The organism is Flammeovirga sp. SJP92, from assembly GCF_001583495.1.
GTDB lineage: Bacteria > Bacteroidota > Bacteroidia > Cytophagales > Flammeovirgaceae > Flammeovirga.
Map to the genome: position 1 here is coordinate 329,221 of NZ_LQAQ01000061.1, position 16,850 is coordinate 346,070.

Sequence of the window (16,850 nt, forward strand, 5' to 3'; positions counted from 1 at the left end):
ACAATACATTCTACCGGTTGCAATAAGAAAATGATAGCGAGACACACTATACACTTAATTATTATCAATTGAAATTTCTGCAATCATTTTATATTCTACTTTCAAGCCACCTCTTTTTCATTTCTGCGTTAAGACAAAAAAAGACCATCACTTTCGTGACAGCCTTATTAATTTTGTTAAATACTAGGACATAAGTTTACTTTTTGTCCTAGAGATATAAGTACTAAGCCGAAAATAATTGATAATTAATTCTTAATTATTTTTAGTGAGTACAACGTAAAAAAACGAATGAATAGTGGTTCTATTGATCGTTTTTTTAAGGCAGTAATCGCGAAACAATAATTCGAATTAATATTAAATAATATTGACTTGGTACTTATAAACCGATGCTAAACCTTTTCTGTGACTTTAGGAGCACCTTCCATGATAGATAGATCTTCCAATCCTACTTCAAACTGCTTAAAGTTGTCAACAAACTTAGTAGCAAGCTTCATGGCTATAGCATCGTAATTCTTAAAGCCGTTGGCTTTCCAAGATGCTTTAGCGTCTAGTGCTTCACTTGGAACTCCAGGAACCTCAAGCGGTACTTGAACTCCAAATACAGGATGCTCCACAAATTCAACATTCTCCAACTGACCTTCTAAAGCCGCTGTAATCATTGCTCTAGTATATTTCAACTTCGTACGACCTACCTTGTCAGAAGGACCATTTGACCAGCCTGTGTTGATCAACCAGATGTTGGTTTTATGTGCTGTCATTTTTTCACCTAACTTCATAGCATATACAGAAGGGTGAAGTGGCATAAACGGAGCACCAAAACAAGCAGAGAACGTTGGTGTAGGTTCTGTAACCCCTGCTTCAGTACCTGCTACTTTAGCAGTATAGCCTGACATGAAGTGATACATTGCCTGTTCCTTTGTCAACTTAGAAATGGCTGGCAATACACCATATGCATCACAAGTCAGGAAAAATATATTTTTAGGGTGTGTTTCAGACACTGATGGAATCTTAGCATTGTCAATATGATCAATTGGATAAGATACTCGTGTATTTTCAGTGACAGTCACATTCGTATAATCTACAACGGATGTTCCAGGGAAGAAGCGAGTGTTTTCTAAGGTTGCACCAAATTTTATGGCATCCCAGATCTCTGGCTCGTTTTCTCTCGTGAGATCAATAGTCTTAGCATAGCAACCGCCTTCGAAGTTATAAATTCCTTTGTCGGACCAGCCGTGTTCATCGTCACCAATAAGGTTTCTGTTTGGATCTGCAGACAGAGTGGTCTTACCTGTTCCTGAAAGTCCAAAGAAAACGGCAGAATCGCCTTTCAACCCTTCGTTGGCAGAACAGTGCATTGGAAGTACATTGTCATCAATTAATAAAGCATTCAGCACTGAGAAAATTCCTTTCTTGATTTCACCCGTATAACGAGAACCGCCCACAAGTGCAGTTTTCTCTCCAAAGTTCAAAATGGAGAAGTTACCTTGACGGGTACCATCAATCTGAGGGTTCGCATAAAAGTCAGGCGCTTGAAGTACTACGTAATCAGGCTCACCAAAAGATCTCAATTCCTCTGCAGAAGGCACGATGAACATATTGTTCACAAAATGTGAAACAGAAGCGAGAGGTGTCACAACTCTTACCTTAATACGGTAAGCAGGGTCTGCACCCGCATAAACGTTGTTGACATACAACTTCTGATTATTGAGAAGGTAATCGACCATTTTGCTGGCTAAGCCTTCAAACTTGTCCTGAGGGAATGGCTTATTGATATTCCCCCACCAAACACGGTCTTTGGTGTACTCATCTTCTACGATAAAACGATCTTGAGGAGATCTACCGGTAAATCTGCCGGTATCGCACATGATTGCACCTGTGGAGCTGAGAGCACCTTCTCCATTTCTAATTGCTTCTGCGACCAATTGGGCTATCGATAGATCGCGATTTACTTGTTTAGACTCTGCTAAAAGTTTACTGGCTAATTTGTGTGTCGCTGTCATATTGGTAGGTTTTAATTCGTAATTAAATATTATAATAGTACAATTAATAAAATGTACCTAATGGGTTGATTTCTGTGTTGTGATAGTAGACAGTTTGAGTGATGTGTTGTTGCTTGTGTTTATTGTTTACTATACAATACTACAATCTATATTATCAGATTCTAGTGACTTCGATCAACATTATTTAGGAATTTTATCACTATCCTATGGCAATATTTAAATTACATACCTTAATAAACTGATTAACAGAATATTAACAAATAGTTAAATTTTAAACCTTTGAATTATTTGTAAAAAATACGTTTATTTTTCACAGAAAAAATTCATTAATAATTGAATTATTCATCAAATGTAGATATTACGTTTAATATAACAAAAGAAAAAAAAGCATAATTCAGTCATTTTCTTTAAAATATTCAATTTTTAAATATATTTACTAATATTCATCATCATTTGAATATGATTCTAATACGTAAATTATACGTTTAAAATTAAATAATATTTTGTTTGATTGAATTGACAGATTAACGCATATTTGATCCTTTCACGTATAACTGATTACCGCGACATGCATACTAACCAAGACATTCATGTAAGTTCTGAAGTAGGAACTTTAAGACGATTAATGATACATAGTCCTGATGAGGGAATAGGCAAGGTAATTCCTACAAAAGCACAAGATTGGCTTTTTGAGGATATCATTCACTTAGAGACTATGAGAAAAAAAGAATATGATCTCTACTTGAAAATTCTTCTCTATTTCTTAGACTATCAAAACATTCATCCTCGTATTCATTCTATAGACTTACCTGAAGCACAAAGACATTTCTATAAACCAGACAAAAAAGATTATTTCAATAGCGACAAGGTTATTGAACCACAAGCTCTACTTGCTCACATTCTAGAAAAAAATGACATCAGAAGCCGTATGATTGCTTCAATCTGTGCGCACGAAGGAACTTCTTACTCATTGCAAGATGAATTAATGGAGCTGGAATCTTCTATTTTGGCAAGGACGATGATTTCTGGTATTCTTCCAGATAAACGAATGATCTTCCCTCCTATTCCAAACTTCATCTTCACAAGAGACCTTGGCATTACTGTCAATGATCATATCTTGCTCAACAAGCCTAAGAAAAAGGCAAGAACTAGAGAGTCGATCATTATGAAGTACATCTTCTTCAATCATCCAATGTTTACTGAATATACTGACAAGGTTATTGAAATCACAGACCCTGAGGATTTCTTCTTATTAGACGATGAGGAGCAGGAACAGAAGATTGTAACTATTGAAGGCGGTGATGTAATGATGGTTGCCCCTAATCACCTGTTGGTGGGTGTAAGTGAAAGAACTTCAGTACACGCCGCTAGCAAGGTAGTCCACGAAATGCATAAAAGAAATATTGTAGAGAAAGTAACTGTAGTTAAAATTCCTGCAAAAAGAGCTTACATGCACATTGATACAACATTTACGCAAGTGAAGAGAAACCTTTGGGTGATGTTTGGTTCTTTCTCTAAAGAGGGCTTGAAAAAAGAGCAGGGAGATTTTATTCCTTCTCTTGGCAACTCAAGAAGTGAAAATGAATTGGAGATTCTTCAATATGTAAAAGGACAGAGTTATGATGAACCTATTCGTTTTGATTACTTGGAAGACCTTCTGAATGATATCAGTCTTAACGACTTGCACGCTACAGAACCTACTCAATTTATCTACTCAGGCAACAACAAATTTCCACATGGTAGAAGAGAACAGTGGACGGACTCTTGTAATGTGCTTGCACTGAAAGAAGGCGTTGTGATTGGGTATGACCGAAATGACAAAACTTCTGAAGGATTTGAGAAGCATGGGATGAAAGTAGTAAAGGCAGCAGATTTACTTCATGATTTCGCTCAGGAAAAAATTCTTCCGGAAGATGTACAGAATACGTTAATATTACTGCCTTCCGCTGAGCTTTCTAGAGCTAGAGGAGGATCACACTGTATGTCGATGCCTCTGAAAAGAGATTTCATTTACTAGTGCAGATCACTTTTGAACCAGTAGTTTTAAACTAAATGATCCATCATTATTACTATTTTTAAATATTAATAATGATGGATTTTTTGTGCCTTTCAGCGTAATGATTTTAGAAAGAATTATTCTTTGAAAATTGAAATCACAATAGTGATTTTACTTGTTGCCAAGGGAGTATTCTATGACAATAAATTAATAATGGTTAATATATTGAATTGTCTCTAAAACACTGATTATCTTACCTTCAATTATTTTTTATCTTTTACAAGATAGAATATATTTATCATGGCAATAAAACCATTTGTGATTACGATTGGCCAAGCACTTAACATAATACCGTATATTACAAAAACGATACATCCTATACTGTTAACTGTCCTAAGAAGTTTAACATTTTTGAGGGAGAAAGATATCATTAATAATAGCGAGGCTAAGTAACCTACATATTCTGGTGAAAATTCCATATTTACGAACAAAAATTTAATCTAAAAATGAAAAAAAGTATAGCGATATTATTTATCACCTTACTCTCTTTTTTAGCCAATGCTGCTTACTGTCAAATAGAAAAATATGACCCCAATGCTGATGCAATTGCTGATGTTAAAGCAGCGGTTCAATTGGCAAAAAAATCAAATAAACATGTTTTCGTAAAAGTAGGAGGAAATTGGTGTAGTTGGTGTAAACTTTATGCAGAATTCACACATAATAACGAAGAAATAAGTGAAATCATGGATGAGAACTATATTAAAGTACTTGTCAACTGGAGTAAGGAGAATAAAAATCCTGCTGCTATGGAGTATCTTCACTTTCCTCAACGATTCGGTTATCCTGTTTTTATCATCATCGATGGAAATGGAAAAATCATCCACACACAAAACTCAGCCTACTTAGAAAAAGGCAGTGGATATGATAAAAACAAGATACTTCAGTTTTTAACAGGATGGACCCCTAAAGCCATTGATCCAGACACTTACAAGAATTAATTATGAAGCCGTTATTATTTCTCATCACCTTCTTCTCCCTTCCTTTTATACTTCATTCGTGTAAACCTATTACAGCTTACCCCATCAAGAAAGGGGCGATAGAATTTGATTGGAATAACAGCACTGCACTCACGGCAAAAGTTATTGTACTAGACCGCTACCCTCTAGAACCTCCTGTGTATGGTCAGACAAGAGTATTTACCAGGGCAAGTGATACGGTGAAAGTGAGTATACAGGAATTTGAGTATAGAGGCACTTGTACAATAGAGCCTTACGAAAATCCTGAAAACTTTCATTATGCTTCAGTCCGATACAGTTATACTGTCAGTAATTCAAGTACCAAGGAAGCACAGCTTTGGGATGTAAATCAAAATACACCTTAATTTGTAATTTTTGTTAATTACAATTGTTGTCATTTTGTTTTTCCGGCAAATACATTTACTTATGTTTTGAAAAATAAACTATCATAAGTTAAAAATAACTTCACGTGTCTACTAATTATTTATACGTTTTCGCATTAGCGACTATTTGTTTGATAAGTTCTCCCATTAATGTATTTGCTGACGAAGATGGTAAAAAGAAAAAGCAAAAAAATGGAGACGAACATGATAAAACCTTAGTGGAAGGTGAACATCATGAAAACCACTTTGAACTGGAACTATCATATAACAATGGTAACCATCTAGAGTTCACTAGCTCGGTTTACTTTGCCCACCTCACTAAATTTCAAGGAACAGTTGAACTGACAGGACATCACTTTGCAGGTTGTTTTGTTCGTGAAATACCTATTGGTCACTCTAAATGGGGTACTTTTGTTGGTCTTGGCTCTACCTTTGGTTTTGAAGAAGAGCATGATGAAACTAGCAACGCAGTGCATCAGCCACAGCCGAAAGAGGAAAGTACACATAAAGACTGGAGTGGTAATGTGATTGTTCAATCAGGCTTGGCTTATTCATTAGACAGGCATTGGAGTACTGGTTTTACACTTTCACCTGGTATTGATGTTATAACTCGCAAGCCCAACTTCGGCATGACGTTAGACTTGGTATTTGGTTTTTGATTAATTTAAGAATCACACTAAGCAGTTGAGAATAATTCTTAATTAAGTTATATTAATTGTTTAATCACAAACATTGATGATAATTTCGCGTTAAAATTCAAATCTACGCTTTGTTACCATGTAGATATTGAATAGCCTAATGCAACTCATTCATTATTATCATTGATATGGATTACAAGAATACTTTATTTCGAATTGTTACTTTGACCTTCTGTTTAGCAGGCTTCAGTTTTGTTTGTGAAGCACAAACAGAGCAAAGTGAATTACATCAGTACACTGAAAGCAACGACGAAGATTTTACTTCTTCTATATCTTCTCACCATAAGAACAGTGAGTTGAAACAAGAAGAACATCACCTTGAACATAAAAAAGAGGAGCATCATAATCGATATGAATTGGAAATTTCCTACAACAATGCAGGGAATTATGAATTTACTGGATCAATTTATTTTGCTCATCTAACGAAGTTTCAAGGAACTATTGAGTTTACAGGAAAGCACTACGCCACTGTTGTGGTAAGGGAGATTCCTATCGGACATTCAAGATGGGGTACGTTTGTGGGTGTTGGTGGTACTTTTGGATTTCATGACCATGAAGTTCCTTCTGACCATGACGAACACTATTTAGATGTAGAACTGCATGATGCTCCCCACCCAGACGACTACAATACTTCTGACGTGGAGACTCATAGAGAATGGGTAGGTTCTGTTATTGTACAAACGGGATTGGCTTATTCTATCAACAGGCACTGGAGTACTGGTTTCACACTTTCTCCTGGCGTTGATGTTCAATCTGGCGAACCTACTTTTGGAGCTACCATTGACGTTGTATTTGGTTTTTAACCCTAGCAACAACGGAAACTTATCAATCATCAAAAAATGAAATGGGCTTGAAATCTAGATATGATTTCAAGCCCATTTTTATTATTTACATTCTTCAACCGTAAAAGCATTAATCTCATCATAAAACTCAAACTCCATTAACTGATCTATGTTTTCATCTTCCCAGTCACTATCACAATCTTTTTTAATCATTTTATAATGTAAAACATAGTCTTGTGGCTCATTAGGTTTTATCTTGGCCGCTTTAGAATAATCTCCTTTAGCAAACTCATTTTTCGATGTTCTTAATTCAAATTTACCATCAGAAGACAGCATTATTTCACATTTAAAATCTTGATCAAGATTTGTTCTCTGATAAACACTTGTCTGAGGTGAAGCAGGAGTAACTTCATTGTCATTTGAACAAGAGAAAAAAGCTAATACAGCTACTAGAATAAGAGAAAGGATTGATTTAGTATTCATTTTATTATAAAGTTTTGATTCAACCTTAAAAGGGAAAATGACAACAGAAAACCCTACTCAATAATTATTTTTTTCTCTAATCTGATTATAATTTGTCTTTCAACTCCTTCACTACATGAAATACAACAGGACATGTTAATGTATTGCGGGCATGTAATGCAGGTCTTTGGTTGAAACCTTGGTTTTGTGTCAACGGATACTCTCTACACGCTTTTGGTCTCGCCTCGTAAATTGAGCAGTAATTGTCTGCTCCAAGAAAAGGACAAGGCTGACGGTTCATTACATAATCACCATCACTGTCCACACGCATGTACTCAGAAATCACCTCTGTTTCTTTCATTCTGAAATGCTTGGCAATTCTTTTCACGTCTGTAGCAGTTACCACAGGACTGATGGTCTTACAGCAATTAGCACAAGTCAGACAATCAAACTTATCAAATGCGTCCTCATCTGCATTATTGACAATTTGATCAATCTGCTTTCCTTTCTTGACTTTTTTAAGTCGTTTTAAAAATGTCTGATTTTCTTTATACTTTGATTTGGCATTTTTCTGCCAATCTGCATACAAATCCATTCTTTATAATTGATAAGCGTACATCTTTTTCTGCTTGAAGCAAAATACCTTCTTTGAAGAATGATCATATAAGGCGTAATCCACCTTCTTCAAAGGCAACTTGATGTAGCGGGTTTCTAAACTGTAAAGTGCTTTAAAATGCAATTCGTCTTTTTCTAACCAATACACTTCCTCAGAAGTGAGCCCTATTACTTTTGCTCTTTTGACAGCATAAGGTTCTGACAAAATATTACCTAAGAGATCAAAGGTAAAAATCCCCCTGTATTGGTCTAAAACATAAAGATTATTTTGATGTTCACGCATCCAAATCGGCTCCCATGAAGAACTGTTGATCAACTGCTCCAATGGAACGTCAATAGAAATGCTGTTTACATCAGGAAAATATTTTTTCAGTCTGAAACTTCCTTGATCATACAGCCAAATACCACCATCACTTGCATTGGTAGCCACTGATGCATATTCCACTAAATTAGGATCAAAGATATACTCTGACTGTTCGGTGAGTTGCTGCCCTAGGATACGTATGCCTTGCCAGTCTTCTGAAAAAAGTATTGTATTGAGCATGGCCCACGCATCTATTTGCACTTCTGCAGGAGAAGAAGGAGAATACCATCTTTTCTTTTCTCCTTCAATCCACTGACTTACATTTCCCTGTTCATCTGCAACATAAATATACCCCTTCCGGTCAATATCCACAGATGCCACCTCGCCTACTTCAATCTCATAAAGTAATTGCTGTGCCTGCAATGTTATTGAAAAAAGGAATACAAAAAGAAATAAACTACTCTTTATAAGTAAGCAGTTCCACTTTTTCTCCGTCAAATGTTGCATATGTATCATAAGAGAGCCATTCACCTGTGTTGATATACTTCCCTCCTTGATCTAAATCCAATTCAAGTGGCAAGTGTCTATGACCAAAGATATAATAATCTCTGTACTTTTCAGCCTGTTGTTCTTGACAATACACCCATATGATCTCTTTCTCATTACTGATAAAGCCGTGTTCCTTTTTAGCTCCAGAAGCTCTGCTGTGCCTGGACCAAGTAGAGGCAATACCAATACCGATAGTAGGATGCAAGAAACCAAATAGCCACTGGCAAAGCTTATTGGCAAATACCTTCTTCAGAAATTTATAACTGTAATCACCTGGACCTAAACCATCGCCATGACCGATATGGAACTTTTTGCCGTAGATTTCTACGTCAATAGGTTCTCTGATAATTTTGATGCCCAATTCCTTTTCAAAATAATCAAACATCCACATATCATGGTTTCCCGTGAAAATTGAAATCTTGATACCTTTATCAACTAACTCCGCTAACTTTCCTTGAAACCTTAAAAAGCCCTTTGGAATAGCAAAACGGTATTCGAACCAGAAATCAAACAGGTCTCCTATTAAATATATATGTTCAGCATCTTTAGCGGCCATATCCAGCCAACGGCAGATCTTTTTTTCTCTTTTTTGACTTTCTTCTAATGTAGGTGTTCCCAAATGGAAATCAGAAGCGAAATATACTTTACCCATGCTTCAAAGTTAAGAATTAAGCATTAAGTAGGAAGAATGATTGATCCTTAAAATGTCATTCTTCTAACAAAAAAACCGACTCTCTGTAATAGAAAGTCGGTTTTGTATTTCTTTGGTAAAAAGCCAAGATAAAAGATTAGAATCTTTTCTCTCTAACTTTAGCAGCCTTACCATAACGACCACGTAAGTAGAATAATCTTGCTCTTCTTACTTTACCTTTTCTCAACACTTCGATTTTCTCGATGTTTGGAGAGTTTAATGGGAAGATACGCTCTACACCAATTCCACTTGAGATTTTACGTACAGTAAAAGTTTCTCCCAAACTACCTTTGTTACGGCGTTGGATTACAGTACCTTGGAACTTTTGAACACGCTCCTTGTTACCTTCTTTAATTTTTACGTATACTTCGATTGTATCTCCTGCGCCGAAAGCGGGATGTCTCTCCATGTTAGATGAGAAATCCTTTTCAACTTTTTTAATTAAATCCATTGTGATAAGATTTATCGTACAAAAATTTTCGAGTTGCAAAGGTATAAAGAATATTGTTATAAAGAAACTATCCTCTTCTTTTTTCTGATTAAAATACTGAGGTTTAGGTATATTGACAATAAGAGCGTAAAAATCAGACTTTTGCCATTTTTTGAGTAAGTTAAATGTACGTAATGTTAAATTCATTTAATTTTATTTACAAAAACACATAAATACTTACATCACAAGTAGATAGTTGTATAATTTCTGTAAATTATAGTACTATTCATTTATCATTACATTATTACCCAAGTAAATAATACCAAGATAGTCTGCACACATAATACAAACTGAACACGCCGAACCCTTTAATACTATGGAAAATGACCTACTCAAACTATATGATGATTTTACGTTAGGCGTAGCCGCTTACCAACGAATCGCCCCCAATAAATTCAAGATCTACTACATCAATAAAGTAGGTGTTTTATTGGACAACTTTGATTTAAATCACTTAGGAAAATACCTTCATGATATTTATCCTGAGTTAATTGCCTTTGGATTGATTGAACAATTGGAGGAAGTCTTTCTAAAAAATGAAGAAATGACAATCCCTTTCCGTGCCTATGAAAAACCGGATGGAAAAATCCTCTATAGAGCCAATAAACTGAAGAAAATAGGTAATGATCTGATTTTGAACATCTATAATGACGAGTCAGAAACTTACTCTTATATCAGAGATATGAAAAACAACAATCAAAGGCTCAATAAAGCGTTAGATATGATTTCGCATGATATCCGCGGACAGGTTACCACCTCTCTGGGGCTCATTGAACTGCTCAAACAAGAGTTTGATGACACCAATGATGTTGATGCTTCTTTACGTATCATACAGAGAAATATGGAAAATATTGACTTTAAAATCCATGCACTTGTACATCTCCTCTTCGAAAAAACAGATAATATTACGGATATAAAAAATTGGGAAAGTCACCACAATACATAACTAAACGCTTTTCCTAATAAAAAACACCCTTTTGCAGTCATTATTGCAGAAGGGTGTTTTCGATTTTATGGAATTCCTTACCAAAATAGCTAAAATGTCATCACATCTTACTTAAGTCAGATTAAAGCAAAGAACGGTTATGTCATCTTCTTGCTCTTTGGCAAAATTTTCTGTAATGTATTTCTCAAAACTTTCTTTCCAAGACTCATGATATCCATTATAAAAACCTTTGATCAATCCTTCTAACGTATCATGTCCTACAACTTTTCCTTTCTTCGTTTTATGATTTACAAAACCATCTGTAGACAAAATAATCACGTCATCAGAAGAAATATCATATTCATAGTCTTTATAAGGAATCGATGCTTTAGCAGTTACTGTTTTACCAATTGATCTGTCAGAGCTTTTCAGTGGCATGATACCATTTTCATTGACGATATAACCAATTCCGCTAGCTCCAGAGTAAATGATATGATGATCTTCAATATAAACAATTGACATATTACAGCCTCTTTCATTAAGGTTGCTGTAATAATTAAAGTTATCTCTTATGTATTGGTGCAGTTCATAAATCAACTCTGTAGGACTAGAAGGAAGTCTTTGAAGTGTGTCAAGGTAAGAAGTAATCACAGTTCCCAATAGCATACCTGTCAGACCTTGGTTATAACAATCTATCATTGCGACGATCGTTGTTCCCATAAAATTATTTACATAATAATAATCTCCGCCAACAGTATCTTTTGGCTGGTAATAGATATAATATTCTGCAAAATAGTCTTTTAAAATTTTATCCGAAGGAAGGGTGTTCAACTGTATTTTAGAAGCATATTCAATACTTGTTTTAATGGCTTCTAAACTATTTTCTGCTTTTATCTTGTCCGATTCGTACTGTTGCTTCTCACGTTTTTCATTTTTGATTTCCTGCTCCTGAATCGCAATAATTTCTTCCTGTTGCTGTTTCAGTTCTTCCTCTTGCTGTAAGATTTCATTTTGATGGTCTGTTAAAATCTTTTCTGCTTCATCACGCAACTTATTATAATTTGTGATTGTAATAAGTACATCCATTCCTACACCCATAATAATGGCAAAGGTGAAGATGTGGATATTAATATTGCCGACATCTAGCGGAGGGAATGGATTCAAACCTAAAATTCCAATCACAAAAAGTGTAACAATACATACAAATGCCGCTGTAGCAAAATATCTCCCAACTTTAGCCCCAAAGGAAAGGTAAGCCGACATAATTGGAGACAAGAAAAAGTAAATAACAGGTGAAAAAACACCTCCCTGTACAATACAGAAAGAAAGTACAATAATGGTTATATATACATGAAGTATATAATTTTTAAGTTTTTTATTGTAAGGAATATAAAGCATTGGAGCGTAAATCAAAGCATGAACTCCAAGCATTATTGCTTCCCTATGTAGTCCCAATGGAATATCTACAACGATAAAACCGATCAGCATGTAAAAGATGAGCTTTAACTTCGTAGCCAAAAAGTTATTTTGATTATTCATTTAATTAAAAAAACGTAGTGTTTAATGTAGCCTGATAAATAATTTTTCAATCTTTTGAGTACATCATACAACATTTCTGACCATCACACATCAATCTTTTTGAATTGAAAGGAAGTCACTTTTAAGTACAAATTCAAAATTATCTAATACTAACTCTATTTATTGTTTTGCGATTACTTCCTTCAAAAAACTTTTAATAGAACTATTAATACGTTTTTTAGCGTTGTACTCACAAAAAATAATTCAGAATTAGTTATCATCTATTTTTGGCTTAGTACTTAGTACTTAATAAAAATTAGTTAGTTTATAAGTTTGATTTTGCAGCATATAAAACCACAAAAGTGAAGTCGATGAAATATTATATAATTCCTGAAAGCTTGATTCCGCTGCAAAGGAATATATTTTCATTGATTCACAATACTTTAGAGCGCTAATGTTTCTTAACAATGTACACAGGTGTAAAAAAAGCTCCTTTCATCAAACTATAAATGTTTCATTAAAGGAGCTTCATCCGTTAAAAACGGCTATTCAATGCTATATCGATTACCAAATCTTAGGAATAAGTATCTTTTTGTTTAATGGGTAACTTTTAAAAGTTTTTAAATACCATTCATGATGATCTCTCGCTCTTGGAACTAGATTGGCCAATGTCCAAGCCAGAAAACTCAAACTTGCTACACTCGGCACCATCAAGAAAAAACCTGTCCATTCTATGATTTCACCAAAGAGATTTGGAGAGCTTAAATACTTAAATAAAAATCCTTTGGGTATAACATAATGTGTTTCTCCAGGTTTCCTCAAATTCAAAAGTATATTATCAGATTTGATATTGATATACATTCCAATTCCAAACAAAAGCATTCCAGCAACAAATAATGGAAACGAAAAATAAAACCAGCCCTGACCCAAAAAAATACCATTAAGCGTACCATTTATACTATTGAAAAACACTGCTGAACCGACAATAACCAATGGCATTTTTTTCTTTTTGTTCGGCATTCGGAAGGGGAAAATAAAAGTGCGGTTAATGTAGTGCAACGTCCAAAATACCATTGCAACTTTTGCAATCAAAGGAGACTGCATTCCTCCTGTAATCAGAAAACCACTCCACAATCCGATGATTGAAATGATTTCCATAATAAACCATCCCCATGAGTTTGAAAGCACCGGCCCCCAATCAGATCGAGTATGACGGCCAAATGGTGCTACAACTTTAAAGAAAAAGAGTATACAAAATGTGATTAAGGCTATATTGATCCAAATCCATCCTATTATTTCAAACAATTGTTGATTCATCACAAAAAAGTTAGAGTGTTTATCAAGCGTGTTATAAACTAAATTCCCACTAGCTTTCAAGCTTCCTCTCTCTTCATTTAACAACCAATAATTCAGTTTAAGTACTAAGTCAATTTAATATTTTCTTACCAAGAAAACCTAATACCAACAGTACCACTTAACCAAAAGTGTCCAATATCTGTTTGCTCTGAATAAAATGATGGTGGAGTTACATATTCGTTATTTCTGAGGAAAGGGTCATAATTCACTGATGGACCCGCAGTCAGAGAAATTCCCTTCCATATTGGCTGTTCGTACATCAAACTCCATCTGACATAAGTATGTTCAAATTCAGAAGTATTGGAATTATAGTTACCATGAACACCTATTTCAGTCAATAGGCGTTTTGCTAAATAAGACCCAAAACCTAATCCCATGTGATAACCCTGATAGCCATCTAAATAATCTGGAGTGAACGTGCTGACACCTGCTCGGTAGTAATTATATATTTTCCTTGTTCCTGTTTGAAAAGAAATGTTCATCATACTGAATTCATCCAAATGATAACTAATAGAATGATAACCATTTTTATAATAGCTGAACAAACCAATTGGCACGCCTTTCTTTCCATCTACCGCAACATTGATAAGACCAATCTGTACTCCCTTGAGGGTGTCTGCATAATTATAAATACCTGCCAATTGTACACCTTTGATTTCATGAGATGTATGATTAAAGATTCCGGCCACTTGCCACCCAATAATATCTTGAGTATAATTGGCTATCCCTGCCAATTGAAGCCCTTTAATATCACGTTGATTGGTATTGAGTATACCACTGATTTGACCTCCACGGACTTCTTTCGAATAGCTATAAATTCCACTCAACTGCAACCCTTCTATAGAAGTTCTTGTAGTACTTGTTATACCACCAACTTGCAGTCCTCTTACATTTTCTCTAACAATATTACTGATACCGCCAACTTGCAACCCAATCACCGAATCTGCTACAATGTTAGTAATACCTCCAACTTGAACACCATTTACCTTGCCTAAATTATAATTCACAATTCCTCCTACTTGAGCTCCTGCCACATCACCACCCACAATATTGGTCAATCCTCCAACCTGTGCCCCTTTCATATGGAAGCGGTTAATATTGGCCAAACCACCAATTTCAACACCTCTGTCTACTCCTGCAGAATAACCTAAAAGCGTATTAAATGAAATACGGTTAACATAAGAACCTCCAAGAAAATTATTATTACTTAAGAAAGGTACCAATGTGAACTGCGCTGTTCTCCTCTCCACATATTCAATGCTATTGGAAATAATATCTACTTTTTTCGGTACAAATGTTTTTACAACATTCAACTGATGAGGATTCTGCCCTTCTGTTAAAGAAGCCAAATCAAAATCAATCAGGTTAGAGTTCTTGTAATGTGGCGAAAGGCCTACATTGTAGACCACCTCATTTTCATCATCAGCAGGATTGAACTGCACCATTGTATCATAATAACCACGGTTACGGAAATAAACACCTTTCTGCATTCTCTCCAATGGTACATTTAAAGCATAATAGCCCATACTGTCAGTAAGAGTTAATACTTTCTGGGTCTCATCATAGACTACCACGTTTTCAAGACCAACACCAGTAGAATCATCCACAACTCTACCTTTCAGCAAGATATTTTCCTTTAGACGTTGTAATTCCTCACGTGTTTTTCTTTTCCTTTGGTCAATAGGCCTAATGGTCAGAGAAAAAGCTTCACGAATAATAACATGTGTACCAATCTGTTTGAATTCATAATCGTAGCCTAAAATATTCGTCAATACGGCTTTCACTGTTACATTCTGACCTTTAAAAGTCACTTCCTTTCCTAAATCAAGAATGGAAGGATTATAAGAAAAAGAGAAGCCACCTTGATTTTTGATTTCATCCAAGGCCGCTTCCAATGATTGTTTTTTTATGTCTATACTGATGATACGCTGCAGTACATCACCACCATCAAATTTGTTAGCGTATGTATTTGAAATTATTACTGACAGTAAAAAAAATAAAATGTATAATCGGTATTTCATTAATCGATGTAATAGGCTTTATCACCTGTTTTTTGAACCTGTAAATTTAATGTGGCCTGTAAAATCTCAAAGACTTCTTCGATACTATTATCTTTAAAGTCCACTGTCAGCTTTTTCTTATTCAAGCTTTCTCTATTGACATTTATGTCTACTTTATAAGCATTTTCTAAAGTAGAGATCACTTTTGCAAAAGATGCATTATGAAAGTTCAAAGCTTTTGTTTTCCAGAATAAATTATTCATTGAAACATTCTCTTCCTTGAACGGAGCGTTATTTTCAACATCAATTGAGCCTTCAGTATTTTTCTCCAGCAAAACAAAACTGTTTTCTTCAGTAGTAGAAGCCTCTAATTTCACAAGCCCTTCTGTCACTGTCACTGTCACGTCTTCAGCAGTCGCTTTTACGTTGAATTTGGTGCCCAATACCGTAATATCGCCTTTTGCAGTATGTACAATGAATGGCTTAGATTCATCATGTGCAATCTCAAAATAAGCTTCCCCGTCCAACGTCACTTCTCTGCTGTTTGCATCAAATGAAGCCACAGACAATGTAGAATTAGCATTAATAGAAATAGCTGACCCATCTTTTAAAGTTGTCATTTCTGGAAGATCCACTTTGTAAACCTCTACCGCTACAAAAGTATTATCAACACTTTCCTCTTTTGAGACATAAAAATTGATACCAACCGCCAGTAAAACAATAGCGGCTACGGAAGAAGCAATTCTTTTCCAAGGTGTAAACTGAACCACCTTCGTTTTATCTTCAGCTGTATCAATGGCTGTATTCATTCTATTCCAAGCCTTATCCACATCCACACTTACTTCAGGTATAGATGCAGAAAGACTGGCCTCCCAAACCTTCTGAAAGGATTCGAAAGTAGCCTTATTTTCAGCTGAATAATCGATCCAAAGTTTTACCTCTTTCCCCTCCTCTTCAGTCGTTTCATTGAGAAGGTATTTTGTAAGTAAAACTTCATCTATGTTATTATATTTCTCCATAATCACTGATATGACACGTCACTTTATTATTACCCCTATTCGAAGT

16 protein-coding genes are annotated in these 16,850 nt (G+C 35.1%); 6 read left to right on the top strand and 10 right to left on the bottom strand.

Annotated features, from left to right (window positions below; all coding sequences use genetic code 11):
• Window positions 1-389 precede the first annotated feature (389 nt).
• Window positions 390-2,000, bottom strand: coding sequence for a phosphoenolpyruvate carboxykinase (ATP) (pckA, locus tag AVL50_RS14030; RefSeq protein ID WP_062617118.1), 1,611 nt, complete (start codon window positions 1,998-2,000; stop codon window positions 390-392).
• A 568-nt stretch (window positions 2,001-2,568) separates the two neighbouring features.
• On the opposite strand from pckA, the gene AVL50_RS14035 reads away from it, so the two are divergent.
• From AVL50_RS14035 to AVL50_RS14060, 5 genes are all read left to right on the top strand, one after another.
• A complete protein-coding gene (locus AVL50_RS14035; protein WP_062617119.1) occupies window positions 2,569-4,017 on the top strand; it encodes an arginine deiminase family protein in 1,449 nt (482 codons plus the stop codon).
• 485 nt (window positions 4,018-4,502) lie between these two features.
• On the top strand, window positions 4,503-4,994 hold the full coding sequence (locus AVL50_RS14045; protein ID WP_062617121.1) for a DUF255 domain-containing protein: 492 nt from the start codon (window positions 4,503-4,505) through the stop codon (window positions 4,992-4,994).
• A gap of 2 nt (window positions 4,995-4,996) precedes the next feature.
• Entirely contained in the window at window positions 4,997-5,377 is a 381-nt protein-coding gene (locus AVL50_RS14050) for a hypothetical protein (RefSeq protein WP_062617122.1), read from the top strand.
• Window positions 5,378-5,481: 104 nt separating this feature from the next.
• On the top strand, window positions 5,482-6,054 hold the full coding sequence (locus AVL50_RS14055) for a hypothetical protein (RefSeq protein ID WP_157491332.1): 573 nt from the start codon (window positions 5,482-5,484) through the stop codon (window positions 6,052-6,054).
• 167 nt (window positions 6,055-6,221) lie between these two features.
• On the top strand, window positions 6,222-6,896 hold the full coding sequence (locus AVL50_RS14060; RefSeq protein WP_062617124.1) for a hypothetical protein: 675 nt from the start codon (window positions 6,222-6,224) through the stop codon (window positions 6,894-6,896).
• An 81-nt stretch (window positions 6,897-6,977) separates the two neighbouring features.
• On the opposite strand, the gene AVL50_RS14065 is transcribed toward AVL50_RS14060, so the two are convergent.
• The 5 genes from AVL50_RS14065 to rplS all read right to left on the bottom strand — a co-directional run bounded on the left by AVL50_RS14065 (window position 6,978) and on the right by rplS (window position 9,947).
• Window positions 6,978-7,358: a hypothetical protein gene (locus AVL50_RS14065; RefSeq protein WP_062617125.1), complete on the bottom strand. Its 381-nt coding sequence runs from the start codon at window positions 7,356-7,358 to the stop codon at window positions 6,978-6,980.
• An 85-nt stretch (window positions 7,359-7,443) separates the two neighbouring features.
• On the bottom strand, window positions 7,444-7,932 hold the full coding sequence (locus AVL50_RS14070; RefSeq protein WP_062617126.1) for a YkgJ family cysteine cluster protein: 489 nt from the start codon (window positions 7,930-7,932) through the stop codon (window positions 7,444-7,446).
• 3 nt (window positions 7,933-7,935) lie between these two features.
• Window positions 7,936-8,679 (bottom strand): hypothetical protein, encoded by a 744-nt coding sequence (locus AVL50_RS14075; RefSeq protein WP_062617127.1) that lies wholly within the window; start codon window positions 8,677-8,679, stop codon window positions 7,936-7,938.
• Between the two features lie 34 nt (window positions 8,680-8,713).
• Window positions 8,714-9,457, bottom strand: a complete 744-nt coding sequence (locus tag AVL50_RS14080; protein WP_062617128.1) for a UDP-2,3-diacylglucosamine diphosphatase — start codon at window positions 9,455-9,457, stop codon at window positions 8,714-8,716.
• 136 nt (window positions 9,458-9,593) lie between these two features.
• Complete coding sequence (gene rplS, locus AVL50_RS14085) at window positions 9,594-9,947, bottom strand: 50S ribosomal protein L19 (RefSeq protein ID WP_062617465.1); 354 nt, start codon at window positions 9,945-9,947, stop codon at window positions 9,594-9,596.
• A gap of 355 nt (window positions 9,948-10,302) precedes the next feature.
• On the opposite strand from rplS, the gene AVL50_RS14090 reads away from it, so the two are divergent.
• Window positions 10,303-10,932 carry a hypothetical protein gene (locus tag AVL50_RS14090; protein WP_062617129.1) on the top strand — a complete coding sequence of 210 codons (630 nt, stop codon included), beginning with the start codon at window positions 10,303-10,305 and terminating at the stop codon, window positions 10,930-10,932.
• A gap of 111 nt (window positions 10,933-11,043) precedes the next feature.
• On the opposite strand, the gene AVL50_RS14095 is transcribed toward AVL50_RS14090, so the two are convergent.
• The 4 genes from AVL50_RS14095 to AVL50_RS14110 all read right to left on the bottom strand — a co-directional run bounded on the left by AVL50_RS14095 (window position 11,044) and on the right by AVL50_RS14110 (window position 16,804).
• A complete protein-coding gene (locus AVL50_RS14095; RefSeq protein ID WP_082795816.1) occupies window positions 11,044-12,450 on the bottom strand; it encodes a PP2C family protein-serine/threonine phosphatase in 1,407 nt (468 codons plus the stop codon).
• Window positions 12,451-12,993: 543 nt separating this feature from the next.
• A complete protein-coding gene (locus AVL50_RS14100; RefSeq protein ID WP_063850731.1) occupies window positions 12,994-13,746 on the bottom strand; it encodes a hypothetical protein in 753 nt (250 codons plus the stop codon).
• A gap of 125 nt (window positions 13,747-13,871) precedes the next feature.
• Window positions 13,872-15,806 (bottom strand): STN domain-containing protein, encoded by a 1,935-nt coding sequence (locus AVL50_RS14105; protein WP_062617132.1) that lies wholly within the window; start codon window positions 15,804-15,806, stop codon window positions 13,872-13,874.
• Window positions 15,806-16,804, bottom strand: a complete 999-nt coding sequence (locus tag AVL50_RS14110) for a FecR family protein (RefSeq protein WP_062617133.1) — start codon at window positions 16,802-16,804, stop codon at window positions 15,806-15,808. The genes AVL50_RS14105 and AVL50_RS14110 overlap by 1 nt, the downstream gene beginning before the upstream one ends.
• Window positions 16,805-16,850: the final 46 nt, after the last annotated feature.